12 protein-coding genes are annotated in these 14,779 nt (G+C 71.8%); 3 read left to right on the top strand and 9 right to left on the bottom strand.

Annotation, left to right across the window (positions count from 1 at the left end):
• Positions 1–79 precede the first annotated feature (79 nt).
• Positions 80–1,363 (bottom strand): adenylosuccinate synthase, encoded by a 1,284-nt coding sequence (locus ACIQRL_RS07855; RefSeq protein WP_401328553.1) that lies wholly within the window; start codon positions 1,361–1,363, stop codon positions 80–82.
• 200 nt (positions 1,364–1,563) lie between these two features.
• Between ACIQRL_RS07855 and ACIQRL_RS07860 the strand changes: the two genes are divergently transcribed.
• The gene (locus tag ACIQRL_RS07860; protein ID WP_401328555.1) at positions 1,564–2,418 is read left to right on the top strand and encodes a diacylglycerol kinase family protein; all 855 of its coding nucleotides are present in this window, start codon (positions 1,564–1,566) and stop codon (positions 2,416–2,418) included.
• A 269-nt stretch (positions 2,419–2,687) separates the two neighbouring features.
• Here the strand turns inward: ACIQRL_RS07860 and ACIQRL_RS07865 are convergent, their stop codons facing one another.
• Positions 2,688–3,185, bottom strand: coding sequence for a GbsR/MarR family transcriptional regulator (locus ACIQRL_RS07865; protein WP_401328558.1), 498 nt, complete (start codon positions 3,183–3,185; stop codon positions 2,688–2,690).
• Positions 3,186–3,288: 103 nt separating this feature from the next.
• Here ACIQRL_RS07865 and ACIQRL_RS07870 point away from each other — a divergent pair, with 103 nt between their 5' ends.
• Together ACIQRL_RS07870 and ACIQRL_RS07875 are read left to right on the top strand one after the other, a co-directional pair.
• Positions 3,289–4,296 carry an ATP-binding cassette domain-containing protein gene (locus ACIQRL_RS07870; RefSeq protein ID WP_401328560.1) on the top strand — a complete coding sequence of 336 codons (1,008 nt, stop codon included), beginning with the start codon at positions 3,289–3,291 and terminating at the stop codon, positions 4,294–4,296.
• Positions 4,293–5,906 (top strand): ABC transporter permease, encoded by a 1,614-nt coding sequence (locus ACIQRL_RS07875; protein ID WP_401328561.1) that lies wholly within the window; start codon positions 4,293–4,295, stop codon positions 5,904–5,906. The genes ACIQRL_RS07870 and ACIQRL_RS07875 overlap by 4 nt, the downstream gene beginning before the upstream one ends.
• 309 nt (positions 5,907–6,215) lie before the next feature.
• Here the strand turns inward: ACIQRL_RS07875 and ACIQRL_RS07880 are convergent, their stop codons facing one another.
• The 7 genes from ACIQRL_RS07880 to ACIQRL_RS07910 all read right to left on the bottom strand — a co-directional run bounded on the left by ACIQRL_RS07880 (position 6,216) and on the right by ACIQRL_RS07910 (position 14,490).
• Complete coding sequence (locus ACIQRL_RS07880; protein WP_401328563.1) at positions 6,216–7,436, bottom strand: cytochrome P450; 1,221 nt, start codon at positions 7,434–7,436, stop codon at positions 6,216–6,218.
• 161 nt (positions 7,437–7,597) lie between these two features.
• Positions 7,598–8,281 carry a response regulator gene (locus ACIQRL_RS07885; RefSeq protein ID WP_401328566.1) on the bottom strand — a complete coding sequence of 228 codons (684 nt, stop codon included), beginning with the start codon at positions 8,279–8,281 and terminating at the stop codon, positions 7,598–7,600.
• Complete coding sequence (locus ACIQRL_RS07890) at positions 8,278–9,630, bottom strand: sensor histidine kinase (protein ID WP_401328569.1); 1,353 nt, start codon at positions 9,628–9,630, stop codon at positions 8,278–8,280. Before ACIQRL_RS07890 ends, ACIQRL_RS07885 begins: the two co-directional genes overlap by 4 nt.
• Before the next feature lie 209 nt (positions 9,631–9,839).
• A complete protein-coding gene (locus tag ACIQRL_RS07895; protein WP_401328572.1) occupies positions 9,840–10,520 on the bottom strand; it encodes a response regulator in 681 nt (226 codons plus the stop codon).
• A complete protein-coding gene (locus ACIQRL_RS07900; RefSeq protein ID WP_401328575.1) occupies positions 10,517–11,989 on the bottom strand; it encodes a sensor histidine kinase in 1,473 nt (490 codons plus the stop codon). Before ACIQRL_RS07900 ends, ACIQRL_RS07895 begins: the two co-directional genes overlap by 4 nt.
• 328 nt (positions 11,990–12,317) lie before the next feature.
• The gene (locus ACIQRL_RS07905; RefSeq protein WP_401328578.1) at positions 12,318–13,559 is read right to left on the bottom strand and encodes an acyltransferase; all 1,242 of its coding nucleotides are present in this window, start codon (positions 13,557–13,559) and stop codon (positions 12,318–12,320) included.
• Positions 13,552–14,490: an alpha/beta hydrolase gene (locus ACIQRL_RS07910; protein WP_401329537.1), complete on the bottom strand. Its 939-nt coding sequence runs from the start codon at positions 14,488–14,490 to the stop codon at positions 13,552–13,554. The genes ACIQRL_RS07905 and ACIQRL_RS07910 overlap by 8 nt, the downstream gene beginning before the upstream one ends.
• Positions 14,491–14,779 lie beyond the last annotated feature (289 nt).

Genomic DNA, 14,779 nt, shown 5'->3' on the forward strand with positions numbered 1-14,779 from the left:
CTGGTCCGGAAGCCACTCCGGAACCTGGTCCGGAAGCCACCCCGGAACCTGGTCCGGAAGCCGCCCCGGAACCTCCGCGCTAGATGAACGAGTTGATCTCGATCGTCTCGTCGCGGCCCGGTCCGACGCCGATCGCGGAGATCGGGGCGCCCGACATCTCCTCCAGCGCCTTCACGTAGTCCTGCGCGTTCTTCGGCAGGTCCGCGAAGGTCTTCGCCTTGGTGATGTCCTCCGACCAGCCGGGGAGGGTCTCGTAGATCGGCTTCGCGTGGTGGAAGTCGGTCTGGGAGTACGGGAGTTCCTCGACGCGCTTGCCGTCGATCTCGTACGCCACGCAGACCGGGATCTCCTCCCAGCCGGTCAGGACGTCCAGCTTGGTGAGGAAGAAGTCGGTCAGACCGTTCACGCGGGTCGCGTAACGGGCGATGACCGCGTCGAACCAGCCGCAGCGCCGGTCACGACCGGTCGTCACACCGCGCTCGCCGCCGATGCGCCGCAGCGCCTCGCCGTCCGCGTCGAACAGCTCGGTCGGGAACGGACCCGAGCCGACACGGGTCGTGTACGCCTTGAGGATGCCGATGACCCGGCTGATCTTGGTCGGGCCGACGCCGGCACCCGTGCAGGCGCCGCCCGCGGTCGGGTTGGACGACGTCACGAACGGATACGTGCCGTGGTCGATGTCCAGCAGCGTGCCCTGGCCGCCCTCGAAGAGCACGACCTTGTCCTGCTCCAGCGCCTCGTTGAGGAGCAGGACGGTGTCCGCGACGTACGGCTTGAGCCGGTCCGCGTAGCCCAGCAGCTCCTCGACGACCTGGCTCGCCTCGATGGCGCGGCGGTTGTAGAGCTTGGTGAGGAGCTGGTTCTTGACCTCCAGAGCCGCTTCGACCTTCTGGACGAGGATCGACTCGTCGTAGAGGTCCTGGACGCGGATGCCGACGCGGTTGATCTTGTCCGCGTAGGTCGGACCGATACCGCGTCCGGTGGTCCCGATCTTCCGCTTTCCGAGGAAGCGTTCCGTCACCTTGTCGACAGTGACGTTGTAAGGCGTGATGATATGAGCGTTTCCGCTGATCAGCAGCTTGGAAGTGTCGACGCCGCGCTCGTTCAGTCCGTTCAGCTCGGAGAACAGGACGGACGGGTCGATGACGACTCCGTTGCCGATCACCGGAGTGCACTCCGGCGTGAGGATTCCGGAAGGGAGGAGGTGGAGGGCGTATTTCTGGTCGCCGACGACTACCGTATGGCCGGCGTTGTTGCCGCCCTGGTAGCGCACCACATAGTCCACGGATCCACCGAGCAGGTCGGTGGCCTTTCCCTTGCCTTCGTCACCCCACTGAGCACCGAGCAGCACAAGTGCGGGCACAGGCGTACACCCCTTCCGGGCGGGGCATGTCCAAGGTCGGGGACGTACGCGGCTGGTTCTGCCTACGGCTGCGTACGCCGGCGACCACCATTGGCCGCGACCGTCGGACCGGATGCCCCGGAATAGACGAAGCCCCTGGCGCAAAGGCGCAAGGGGCTCTTGCACAAAGATGCTACCCGAGGAAGCGAGGCAGGACCGAGGTGGCGGCTTCCGACCAGCTCCTGGTGGTCATCGACCCGGTCGCCCGACGGACGGACGGCGAGTCCGTCCGGATCGCGAAAGACGTGCTCAGCGCGGGTGCGGCGACGAAAGTGTGCCTCCCGGAAGGGCCCGAGGAATTCGCTCGGGCACTGATCCGCCGGGGTGCGCGCCGCCCCGTCGTCATCGGTGACGACGGGGCCCTGCTGCGGGCGGTGTCCCTGTTGCACCGGCAGCGGGAACTCGCCGCGTGCGCGTTGTCCTTCGTGCCCGTCGGCGGTGTGCTGTCGCTGTCCCGTTCGCTCGGGGTGCCGATGGGGGCCGTCGCGGCGGCCAGGGCGGTCCTCGACGGGGCCGAGCGACGGCTCGACCTGCTCGTGGACGACAGTGACGGTGTGGTGCTCGGCGCGCTGCGCATCCCCTCACTGCCCTCGCGGCCGCCCGCTCCGGTGCACGTGGGAGCACCCGGAGAGGCCGGAGCGCACCCCTGGCTCCGCACCTGCCAGTCCCTCGTACGGACCTTCGCCACCCGGCCGTCCCGGCTCGCCTCCGCACCCGGCCCCGGGCCCTCGCGGCTGCGGATCGAGGTCGACGGGGTGTGCGTGGTGGATCTGGACCAGCCCGTGGAAGCCGTGTCCGTGACACCCGGAGCCTCGGGCACCGGAGCCGAGATCGAGGTCCGCCCGGTGTCCGTGGGGGCCGCGGCCTCGCCCCTGCGACTGCTGGGCCACAAGGTCACCGTCTCCGGCGCCGACTTCCGCTACCGCGCGGACTCCGTGGTGAGCGGCCCGGTCCGGACCCGAACCTGGACGGTACGGGAATCGGCCTGGGGCCTGACCCTGCCGGCCACGCGCTGACAGCGACGGCGGGGGCTCGGCGCCACCAGTGACGCGGGACCACGGAGGGCACCCTGCCGGTGACGGCGCGGGGTTCGCCTCTGCCGACGGCTCGCACGGGTCGGGGCGCCCGTCCGCCCCGGCGGGACGGGGTACCAGGTCGACTCCGGCGGGAGCGGTGCCGGTCTGCCCGGCGGGCGCGGTGCCGGTCTGCCCGGCGGGCGCGGGCGCAGCGGAACGGGACGGGACGGGACAGAAGGGAAGTGGACCGGGATGCCCGGGCCGGCTTGTCACGTGTCGCCGTACAGAGCCTCGCGGTGCGCGCGCCAGCGTTCCATCATGGCGGCGATCTCGCCGTCGATGAACTCGAAGAACGCCAGGGTCTCGGAGAGCCGCCGCCCGGCGGGGGTCGTGGAACCGAGGGAGTCGACGCCGACGCGCAGGGCCAGCTCCCAGCGCTTGAGCACCGCGTCGCGGTTGGTCAGCGCCTCGTACCACTGGTTGCTGTGCACGCGGTACCGCTCGCGCCGCGAGCCGGGTTCCCGCTCGCGCGAGACCATGTGCTGCTGCGCGAGATAGCGCACCGCGCCGGAGACGGCGGCGGGGCTGACCTGGAGCTGCTCGCCGAGTTCGGCGGAGGTCATCGCACCGGAGTCGGAGGCCAGCAGCGCCGCGAAGACCCGTGAGGGCATCCGCTGCATCCCGGCCTCGACGAGCTGCGCCGCGAAGCCCTCGACGAACTTCGAGACCGCCTCCGGATCCCGCTCCGCCGTGGTCGGTTCAGCCATCTGTCGATCATCTCCCCTGCTCACGCATCGTAGTCGAGTGTATCCAGGATTTACATGTTTCCTTAACTTCACAAATTTCTGAAAGAAGCGTACGTTCTGGGCCATGACGAAGGCAATCAGCGTCGCCGGACTGCACAAGTCGTTCGGCAGGACGCACGCACTGGACGGGCTCGACCTGGAGGTCGAGGCCGGTGAAGTGCACGGCTTCCTCGGCCCCAACGGCTCCGGGAAGTCCACCACCATCCGGGTCCTGCTGGGCCTGCTGCGCGCGGACTCGGGCGCGGCACAGATGCTGGGCATGGACCCCTGGGCCGACGCGGTGGAACTGCACCGCCGGGTCGCCTACGTCCCCGGCGACGTGACCCTGTGGCGCAACCTCTCCGGCGGCGAGGTCATCGACCTCTACGGGCGGCTGCACAAGGGGGGCCGCGCCCGCCGCGGCGGGCAGGACGGCGGACGGACCGGCGGTCTCGACCCGGCGCGCCGCGCCGACCTGATCGAGCGCTTCGAACTCGACCCCACCAAGAAGGGGCGCACCTACTCGAAGGGCAACCGCCAGAAGGTCGCCCTCGTCGCCGCCTTCGCCTCGGACGTCGACGTGCTCATCCTGGACGAGCCCACCTCGGGCCTCGACCCGCTGATGGAAGAGGTCTTCCAGCGGTGCGTCCGGGAGGAACGCGACCGGGGCCGCACCATCCTGCTGTCCTCGCACATCCTGAGCGAGGTCGAGGAACTCTGCGACCGCGTCAGCATCATCCGCAAGGGCCAGACCGTCGAGAGCGGCTCCCTCGCCGACCTGCGCCACCTCACCCGCACCAGCGTCACCGCCGAACTCACCGGCCCGCCGAACGGGCTGGCATCCCTGCCCGGGGTCCACGACCTGGTCGTCCAGGACCTCGACGACCAGGCCACCGGGGTCCGGCCGGACGGCGTCAGGTGCCGGGTCCGGCTGCACGTCGACACCGACCGGCTCAACGCCGTCCTGCGGTCGCTGACCGACTCGGGCGTACGGTCCCTGACCTCGACCCCGCCGACCCTGGAGGAGCTGTTCCTGCGGCACTACCAGGAGGACGTCCGGGCGGACGGATCCGAAGAGGCGGTGACCCGATGACCGCCACGACCGCCGGTACCTTCGCCGCACGCGTCGGCGGCTCCCGCCCGCTGGCCGGCACCGGAACCCTGCTCAGGTTCGCGCTGCGCCGCGACCGCGTGATGATGCCGCTGTGGATCGGCGTGAACGCCCTGCTGGTGCTCTCCCTGCCGGCCTCGCTGAAGTCCGTCTACAGCACCCCGGCCGAACGGGCCACCCTGGCCCGGCAGATGCTCGGCAACAGCTCGCTGCGCGCCACCTACGGGCCGGTGTTCAGCGACTCCATCGGCGGACTCACCGCCTGGCGCATCGGCGGCTACGCCGGGGTCCTCGCCGCCATCATGAGCCTGATCATCGTCGTACGGCACACCCGCGACGAGGAGGAGAGCGGACGGCAGGAACTCGTCTCGGCCGCGATGGTCGGGCGGCGGGCCCCGCTGACCGCCGCGCTGCTCGCGGCCCTCGTCGCCAACGGCGTCCTCGCCCTGATCGTCGCGGGCGGTCTCGCCGGACAGGGCGGCTCCGGAGCCCTGGCGCTGGGACTCGCGATCGGCGCGACCGGGATGGTCTTCGCGACCATGGCCGCGATCGTCGCCCAGCTCACGGAGAGCGCCCGGCTCGCCAAGGGGCTGACCGGCGGGCTGATCGGCGCCGCCTTCGTCCTCAGGGCGGCGGGCGACTCGGCCACCGACGACGGCTCGTCGCCGCTGACCTGGATCTCCCCGGTGGGCTGGCTGGAGAACCTCCGCGCCTTCGCCGACGAACGCTGGTGGGTCCTTCTGCTGTTCGTCGCGGCCGTCGCCGCACAGGGCTCCGCCGCCTACGCACTCGCCGGGCGGCGCGATGTCGGCATGAGCTTCCTGCCCACCCGGCCGGGGCCCGCGACCGGCCGCCTCGGCAGCGCCGGAGCGCTGGCCTGGCGGCTGCAACGCGGTGCCGTGCTCGGCTGGAGCCTCGGCTTCCTCGCCGCGGGCGCCGCGTTCGGCGGGATCACGAAGGGGGCCGCTGACCTGGTCGGCAGCAACGCCAAGACCCGCGAGATCATCGAGCGGATGGGCGGGCAGGCCGGGATCACCGACGCGTTCCTCGCCGCCATGGTGAACATGCTGGGCATGGTCGCCGCCCTCTACATCGTCTCCTCCGTGCTCCGGCTGCACGGCGAGGAGACCTCACAGCGCGCCGAACCCCTGCTCGCCGCCGCTGTCGGCCGACTGCGCTGGGCCGGCGGACACCTCGTCCTCGCCTTCGGCGGCGCGGTCCTCATCATGCTGCTCGGCGGACTCGGCCTCGCTCTCGGCTACGGCTCCGAACTCGGCGCCGTCCTCGGCGCCTGCCTGGTCCAGGTCCCGGCGATCTGGGCCCTGGGCGGCGCCGCCGTCCTGCTCTACGGCCTCTCGCCCCGGCTTGCCCCCGGCGCCTGGGCCGTGGCGGGCCTCGCCCTCCTCCTCGGCTGGATCGGCCCCGCCCTGAACATCCCCCAGGCCGTCATGGACCTCTCCCCCTTCGGCCACCTCCCGAAGCTGCCGGGCGGCACCATGGCCTGGACTCCGGTCCTCGTCCTGACCGGGATCGCGGTGGCCCTGACGGCAGCGGGACTGGCCTCCCTGCGCCGCCGCGACCTGACGACCTGAGCGGCGACCCGGGCGGGGAGGCGGCCTGACGGCGTGCGGGCGAGGCGGCCTGACGGCATGACAGGCGGGACCGATCCAACGGCGGAGGCAGGCCGACGACACGACCGGTCGCGATTACGGCGGTACGAGGGGGCGCGTCCCGGCGACAGAAGAGGCCGCGCCACCGGGACGGGTCTGCCGATGCCGCTCGGCGGGGGGCGATGTCGGTCGGCGGGGCTGCGGACGCCGCTCGGCGGAGGACGGTCTCGGCCGGCAGGGCTGCGCACGCCGCTCGGCGGAGGACGATCTCGGCCGGCGGGGCCATGGTGGTCAGACCTCGACCGACAGACCCTCCAGTCCGCGGATCACGAAGTTCGGTCTGCGGACCGGCTCCTCGATGAGCCGGAGATCCGGGGCCCTGGTCAGGAGCGCGCTCATGGACGCCGCCAGTTCGAGCCGGGCCAGCGGAGCGCCGATGCAGTAGTGGATACCCGCGCTGAAGGAGATGTGCGGGTTCTCCGCCCGGGACAGGTCCAACGTCTCCGGGTCCGCGAACACCTCGGCGTCCCGGTTCGCCGAACCGAAGAGCATCGCGATCTCCGCACCCCGCGGAACCGTCGTACCGTCGATCTCGATGTCCTCCAGCACCCAGCGCTCGAACAACTGGAGCGGGGTGTCGTAGCGCATCAACTCCTCCACCGCCGTGGGGATCAGGCTGTGGTCCGCCCGCAGCGCCGCCAGCTGCCCGGGATGCCGGAACAGGGTCCACCAGCCGGTCACCGTCGAGTTGACCGTCGCCTCGTGCCCCGCGTTCAGCAGCAGCACACAGGTGGAGATCATCTCCTGCTCGGTGAGCCGGTCTCCCTCGTCGTGCGCCGCGATGAGCCCCGAGATCAGATCGTCCGCCGGCTCCTTGCGGCGGGCCTCGATCAGCCCCCGAAGGTACTCGGTGAACTCCACCGAAGCCCGCACGGCCTTCCGCGCCACCTCCTCGGACGGATTCAGCTCGTACATCCCGCAGATGTCCGCCGACCAGGGCCGCAACGGCGCCCTTTCGGACTCCGGGACACCCAGCATCTCCGCGATCACCGACACCGGCAGCGGCTCCGCCACATCGGTCAGCAGATCCCCGCCGCCCGCCTCCACCAGCCGGCCGACCAGCTCACCGGCCAGCCCCTCCACATACGGCTTCAGCCGCTCCACCGTGCGGGGCGTGAACGCCTTCGACACCAGCCGCCGGATCCGTGTGTGGTCCGGGGGCTCCAGATCGAGCATCCCGTGATCGTTGAGCACATGGAACGGCTCGTGCTCCGGGGGCGGCGCCGTCCGCCCGAAGTCCTCGTGCGTGAACCGGTGCTGATACGTCCGGCCCAGCCGGCGGTCCCGCAGCAGCGCCGACACATCCGCGTGGCGCGGCACCAGCCACTGGTTCGTCGGCTCGTAGTAGTGCACCCGGCCCCGCGCACGCAGTTCCTCGTACGCCGGGTACGGGTCCGCCACGAACGCCGGATCCCATGGGTCGAAGGCCCGCGAACTCTCCAAAGCTGCCATGAACGGACGCTAGCCCGACCCACCCCCCGCTGAACAGGGCCGTCCTGAACAGCGGGCCACCGCCTCCCCCTCCCAGTCATCCCGGTACGGCCGGCTCCCGCCCGCCCCTCCGTGAGACCAGCGGGGCCACGGTCACCCGAGTGCGACCCGCCGTACCACGGTCACCTGGGGGTGACCAGGCGGGCCTCGTACGCGAACACCGCCGCCTGTGTCCGGTCCCGCAGGCCCAGCTTCACCAGGATGCGGCTCACATGGGTCTTGATCGTCGACTCCGCGACGACGAGCCGCTCGGCTATCTCCGCGTTCGACAGCCCCTGCGCGATCAGCACCAGCACCTCCGTCTCCCGATCGGTCAGATCCCCGTACGCCGCGTGCGCCGTCGCCGACAGCCTGGGCGCGTCCGCGAGCTTGGAGAACTCCGTGATCAGCCGTCTGGTGACCGAGGGGGCGAGCAGCGCCTCCCCGGCCGACACCACCCTCACCCCGTCGGCGAGCTGGCGGGCCGAGGCGTCCTTGAGCAGGAAGCCGGACGCCCCCGCCCGCAGCGCCTGATACACGTACTCGTCGAGATCGAACGTCGTCAGCACCAGCACCTTCGCGGCGCCGTCCGCGGCGACGATCTCCCGGGTCGCGTCGATCCCGTTCATCTCCGGCATGCGGATGTCCATCAGCACGACGTCCGGTTGCAGCTCGCGGACCCGCTCGACCGCCTCCCGCCCGTTGACCGCCTCGCCGACCACTTCGATGTCCGGCATCGCGCCGAGCAGTACGGAGAAGCCCTCGCGGACCATCATCTGGTCGTCGGCGATCAGCACGCGGATCGCACGGCTCGTGCCGCCCGTCATCCGGTCTCCTCCCCCGACGGCACCGGCAGGAACACCGCCACCTCATACCCTCCGTCGTCCATGACGCCCGTCGTCATCTCACCGTCCAGCATCGTGACCCGCTCGCGCATGCCCGTGATGCCGTGCCCCGCGCCGTGCGTGGACTTCTCCAGGGTCGTCACCGGCGCGGGGCCGTTGACTATGCGCAGGCCGAGCCCGCCGAGGACATAGCCGATCTCTACGCGGGCCGACGCGCCCGGCGCGTGCCGCAGGGTGTTGCTGAGCGCCTCCTGGACTATCCGGTACGCCGACAGCTCGACGCCCTGCGGAAGCTCGCGCACCGCGCCGGTGACCGCCTTCTCCACGGTCAGACCCGCGTCCCGCACGTTGGCGAGGAGCGCGTCCAGATCCGCGAGGGTGGGCTGCGGCGCGTCCGGGGCCTCGTAGTCCTCGGCCCTGACCACGCCCAGCACCCGGCGCAGCTCGGTCAGCGCCGCCACCGCGTTCTCCCGGATCGTGACGAAGGCCTGCTCCAGCTCCGGGGGCGGATTCTCCACCCGGTAGGGCGCCGCCTCCGCCTGGATGGCGACCACCGACATGTGGTGCGCGACCACGTCGTGCAGCTCGCGGGCGATCGTCGTGCGCTCTTCGAGCAGTGTGCGCCTGGAACGCTCCTGTGCCGTCTCCGACTGATGGGCCGTCACCTCCTGCTCGGCCTCCTTGCGTATGTTCAGAACCGTGACGACCAGGAGGGCCAGCGCGGAGATGAAGAGCAGCGGGAACGTGTTGACGCTGTAGTAGCCCCCGCCGAAGAGGGTCTCGGCGATCATGCTGTAGCCGGCGGTCAGCAGCCACATCCACGCCGCGACGCGCGGCCGGGACCGCAGGGCGACGACCGTCATGACGGTGACATGCGCTATGAAACTGCCGGGCGCCCACGGCCAGGCGCTCCAGGCGCTGCCGAACATGGCGACGATCGGGGCCGCCGCGATCGAGAACCAGAAGGCGCCGACCGGGCGGACGAGGGTCGCCAGGACCGGTAGTAGGGCGAGAAGCCCGCACAGGGGTCCGACCGTGCCGCCGCCGTCTCCGGCGGAGTAGCCCGCGGCCATCGCCAGCAGACCGGCCGCCGCCACCGTCCCGTGCGGGATCCAGGCCGCCTTCGCGCGCAGGGTTCTGGGGAGGCGGCGGGTGAGAGGGCCGTCCGTGCGCATGCGGGGGAGCGGGCGATAGGCGAAGGCGTCGTGGAACATGTCCTGTCGCAGGCCGCGCACGGCGTCCGCGGCGACGCGGTACTCCGGGCTGCGGGGCTTGGCCCCGGCACCGCCAGGGGGCGGAGGTGTCGTCTGCGTCTGGGTCGTCTGGGTCACGTTCAAAACGGTAGGACCAGGCGGGGGGTGTGGTCGTCACCTGCGAGGAGGGTCCTTGGGGATCCGTCTCAGGTACTACAGGTAGGGCCGGGGTGCGGACTCGGTGACAGCCGGGATTCCCTCGCTCGCGTTCGGTCCCGGGTGCGTGGGGGGCCGGTGCCTGTATGGCTCCCCTGTGTGACTGCGGCCCCCGGGTGCGGGCAGGCGGGTCAGTAGCCCGTGGGGCGGATCAGGCCCGATTCGTAGGCGAAGACCGCTGCTTGGGTGCGGTCGCGCAGGCCCAGTTTGACGAGGATGCGGCCGACATGGGTCTTCACGGTCTGCTCGGCCACCACCAGGCGTTGGGCGATCTCGGCGTTGGAGAGGCCCTGGGCGATGTGGGCCAGGACCTCGGTCTCGCGTTCGGTGAGGTCGCCGATGCGTTCCTTCAGGGGCGCGCGCGGGGCGGAGTCGAGGCGGGAGAACTCGGCGATGAGGCGACGGGTGATGCCGGGGGCGAGGAGGGCGTCGCCGGCCGCGACCACGCGGACCGCCTCCGCGAGTTGATCGGCCGAGGCGTCCTTGAGGAGGAAGCCCGAGGCACCGGCGCGGAGTGCCTCGTAGACGTATTCGTCGAGGTCGAAGGTGGTGAGCACCAGGACCTTGACGTGCGGGGTGTCGGTGGTGATGCGGCGGGTCGCCTCGATGCCGCCGAGTTCGGGCATGCGGATGTCCATCAGGACGACGTCCGGGGCGAGTTCGGCGACCTTGAGGATCGCGTCGAGTCCGTCGACCGCCTGACCGACCACCTCGATGTCCGGGCGGGTGTTGAGCAGCACGGTGAATCCCTGCCGGACCATCTGCTGGTCGTCGGCGATCACTACGCGGATGGTGCCGCTCACGGTCGTCATGGCGTCTCTTCTCCTGGGATGCCTGTGAAGGTGTCGGCCGGGAGGCCTGTGAAGGTGTCGTCGGTCCGGGCGGCGGCGTCGGCGGGCGCGGTGCCGTTGCCCGGGAGGAAGGCCGCCACCGCGAAACCGCCGCACGACGTCTCCGAGGTCACGAGGGTGCCACCCAGCATCGCGACGCGCTCCCGCATACCGAGCAGTCCGTGTCCCGCGCCCGGGGACGGCGGAGCGGGGCGCTGGGGCCGTGAGTTGACGACTCTCACCTGGAGGCCCCGCGGGAAGTGCCAGAGCTCCACCTTGACCGCGGAACCCGGGGCATGGCGCAGGGCGTTGCTCAGCGCCTCCTGGATGATCCGGTACGCCGACAGTTCGACGCCCGGTGCCAGAGGGAGCTGCTCCCCGGTGATCTCCGTGGTCACGTCCAGTCCCGCGGCGCGGGTGTTCTCGACCAGCGCGTCGAGACGGCCCAGCGTGGGCTGCGGGGCGTCCGGAGCCACACCCGCACCCGCGCCGAGGCCGTACGGGTCCTCTGGATTCTCCGAACGCAGCACTCCGAGCACCCGGCGCAGCTCGGTCAGCGCCTCCAGGGCGTTCTGCCGGATGCCCTCCAGGTTCTCCTTCAACTCGTCGGTCGGGTTCTCGACCAGGTGCGGGGCGACCTGCGCCTGAATGGAAATCACCGACATGTGGTGCGCGACCACGTCATGAAGCTCGCGCGCGATACGGCTGCGCTCTTCCAGGACCGTGCGGCGGGCGCGCTCCTCCTCGGTCAGGGACGCCTGCTCGACCAGTTGGGTACGGGCCTCGCGGCGACCGCGCAGCGCTGTGCCGAGAAGGACGACGGCGGCGAAGACGACGACCGCCAGCGCTCCCGTCGGGTGGTACGAGGGTCCGGGGAGCCTGGCCGTCGGAGGGTACGACGGCCCACCGGCCAGGCTCTGCAGCACGTAGGTGGCCAGGGAGGTCAGGGACAGCGCGCCGACAGCGACGCGCGTGGGCAGCCGCAGGGCGAGCAGGAAGAGCACGAAGGCCTGCGCCATCATCGCGGACGTGCTCCATGGCCAGTCCGGTCCCGGTACCGGTCCCGGGAAGGCCGCCACTATGTCGGAGTGGGCAGCGGCGGCGGCGACCACGGTGGCCCCGAGCGACAGCCACCAGGCCGGCACGGGACGCCACAGCGCGAGCACGACCGCCACGCCCAGCGCGAAGCCGCTCAACGTGCCCAGTGGGAAACCCAGTCGATAGCCGTCGCTCAGCTCGTCCATGGCCGCCAGCCCGAGTCCGAGGGCGATCACGCACACCACGACATGCGGTAGGCGGCGCAGCCGGCGGGGCCGGGACAGCGGTGGCAGCGGCGCGACCGCCGGCACCGCGAGCTCGGCCAGGATCCCGCGCAGGAACGGGAAAGGGGCCTGGGCCAGCGTCTGTACGCGGGAGCCTCTGGGCGAACGGGGGGCACGGCTGGTGGGCACGGTGGTCGGATCACCGCGGAAGGGTGCGGTGGTGGATGCGGTGGCGGATGCGCTGACGGGGTCAGCACTGGAGGGTGCGCCGATGGGGGCGGCGGTGGGAGCGGAGGATTCTTGCACCGTGGTGAGGTCCAGACTCTCGTGCACCCTGGTGGGGTCAGGAGTCCCGTGCACCCTGGTGAGGTCCGGAGTCCCGTGCACCCTGGTTAGGTCCGGACTCTCGTCCACCCTGGTGAGGTCCGGAGTCCCGGGCGGGTGTGAGGAGGCGTCAGGGAGTGGGGCGCGCTCGCTGTTCGGGGGCCGGTGCTCCTCGCTGGTCACGCCGTCAACCCTAGGCACGAGGCGCCGCCTCGGGTGTGGCCGGGCCGGAACCGCGGTGGACCCGGTGGACGCGGACGACCCGGGACGGACGGCCGGTCGGGCGGCGGGGTCCCCGTTCGTGCCAGCTGAAGGCGCACCAGCACAGGGTGAGGGCACAAACGAAGACGGGCAGCCAGGCGACTCTCGCGGCCACCCAGACCAAGGAGTCGGGGTTGGTGTGCAGGCCGGGTAGCCGGCCCGCGAGCAGGCCGAGGGCGGTCACCGCCATCAGGGACGTCTGGTGCCAGAGGAATATCGTCATCGCGGAGAGGTTGGCGAAGGCCGTGGCCGCCCAGAGCGCGGGGCGCCGCATCCCCCGGCGCAACGGCTCGCGCAGCAGCAGGGCGAGTCCGCACTGGGCCAGGCCGAAGGTGACCGCGGCCAGTGTCGGCGGATTCAGGTTGGAGACGGCGGCCCCCGGTATGCCGACCATGGACGCCGGATAACCGGCCCAGGTCACCAGCACCGCCGTCGCCACCGCGCCGCCGCCCAACAGCACCCACCCCGCGCGCGGCCGCTCCAGTTCTCCGCGTGTCCAGGCGGCACCCAGGGCGTACGGCACCAGCCAGCCCGCCGCGAGGTTCACCCAGCCGAGCGACGCCGGGCCGCCGAAGCCGAAGCGGATGACGTCCACGTGCAGGACGACGGCCAGCGGCCACAGGGGGTTGAGGCGGGTCAGCAGCGGTGTCGCCGCGGTCAGTCCGGCGAAGACCACCAGGAACCAGAGCGGGGACAGGGCCAGCTTCACGAGTGTGTGCACCGTGCCGAGGTCCGCGCCGGACACGAGCAGACAGGCCGTCGCCACCGCCCAGAGCGCCAGCACCGCCGCCACCGGCCTCAGGAGGCGGCCCATCCGGGCCCCGAGCCACTGCCCGTACGTCGTGCCGCGCGCCTGCGCCGACGCGTAGCTCTTCGTCGCCACATGGCCGCCCACCAGGAAGAACACGGATAACGTCTGGAAGACCCAGGAGATCGGGGTCAGCCAGGGCATGTGCCGCAAGGGGCTCGCCGTGTGCAGCGCGCCGCCGTCCGCGACCAGCGCGGTCACCAGCCAGTGGCCCAGGACGACACCCAGGATCGCGAGGGCGCGCAGGGCGTCGACGGCGCGGTCCCGCTCGACGGGGGTGGCGCGCTCGATGCCGTGGATCGCGGTCCGTAGGCCGGTCAGGGCGGTCGTGCCGGTCCGGACGGTCGTGCCGGTCAGGTCACGCACGGGGCACCTCCGAGGTGTCTCCGAGGACGATGCGGGTGAGGTTGGCGAGGGACACCGAGCCCGGTGCGAAGTAGTCGCTGTGGCCGCCGTGGCCCGCCTGGAAGACCCGGGCACCGAAGGACGGGGCCACCGGGTCGGTTCCGAAACCGACGGTCGTGCCGAAGAGGCCGAGGCTCGCGTGCGGGATGTACGTGATCCAGTCGGCGGAGCCGCGGGCGGCCCAGACGCGGGCGGAGGTGTGCAGCGCGGCGGCGGAGGACACTCCGCTGCCCGGACTGCCGACCAAGACGATGTCGCTCACGTCCAGGCCCGGAGCAGCGCGGCCGCAGACGACCGTGCCGTACGAGTGGCACAGCAGGGACAGGTGCGCCGACCGGCCGACGACTCCGCGCAGTTGGCGCACGAAAGCCCGCAGAAGGGGGGCCGCCTGCTCCGCGCGGTCCGTCGTCAGGACCGTCGTGCTCACGGTGCCCGGGGTCTCGTACCCGAGCCAGGCGAGGACGGCGCCGTGCGGGCCGAGTCGGTCGTGCAGGGCGATCGCGCCGGCGCGGAAACGGTCGTACGTCTCCAGCGTGGTGTCCGAACCCGGGACCAGGACGGCCACGCGGTCGGCGTGTGCGAGGTCGCCGAAGACCTCGACGGCCCGGCCGGGTCCCCGTCCGTCGAAGGAGAGGAATCGGCGGGAGGGGGCGGCCATGGCACGGTCCGCCGCGGCCCGGGTGCGGTCGCCGTGGTCCGCGGCCATCCCGGCCGCCTGCGCCGCGTCGGCCCGGTTCGCCTCGTACGCCTTCTCCAGGGTCGACGCGGTCAGCGGGGCGAGGACCGCGGGTGGCGGAGCCGGGATCTCCGGCCTGGCGGCGGCGGAGACGGGGACGACGACGGCGGCCATGACGAGCGCGGCAAGCAGCGTCCGGCGCAACCGGCGCGCAATCCCGCCTCCGGCTCGGGCGGGCGGGACCTCGGCTCGGGGGCGCCGGGCCTCAACTTGACGACCAGGGGCTTCGACTCGGGAACGAGGAGCTTCGACTCGCGGGCGAGGGGCCTCGACTCGGGAACGAGGGGCCTCGACTCGGGAACGAGGGACTTCCGCTCGGAAGCGCGGGACTTCGACTCGGGAACGAGGGGCCTCGACTCGCGGGCGAGGGGCCTCCACTCGGGAGCGCGGGACCTCGGCTGGGGAGCGCGGGACTTCGGCTCGCGGGCAAGAGGCCTCGGCTCGG

The organism is Streptomyces sp. NPDC091209, assembly GCF_044757755.1.
Taxonomy (GTDB): domain Bacteria; phylum Actinomycetota; class Actinomycetes; order Streptomycetales; family Streptomycetaceae; genus Streptomyces.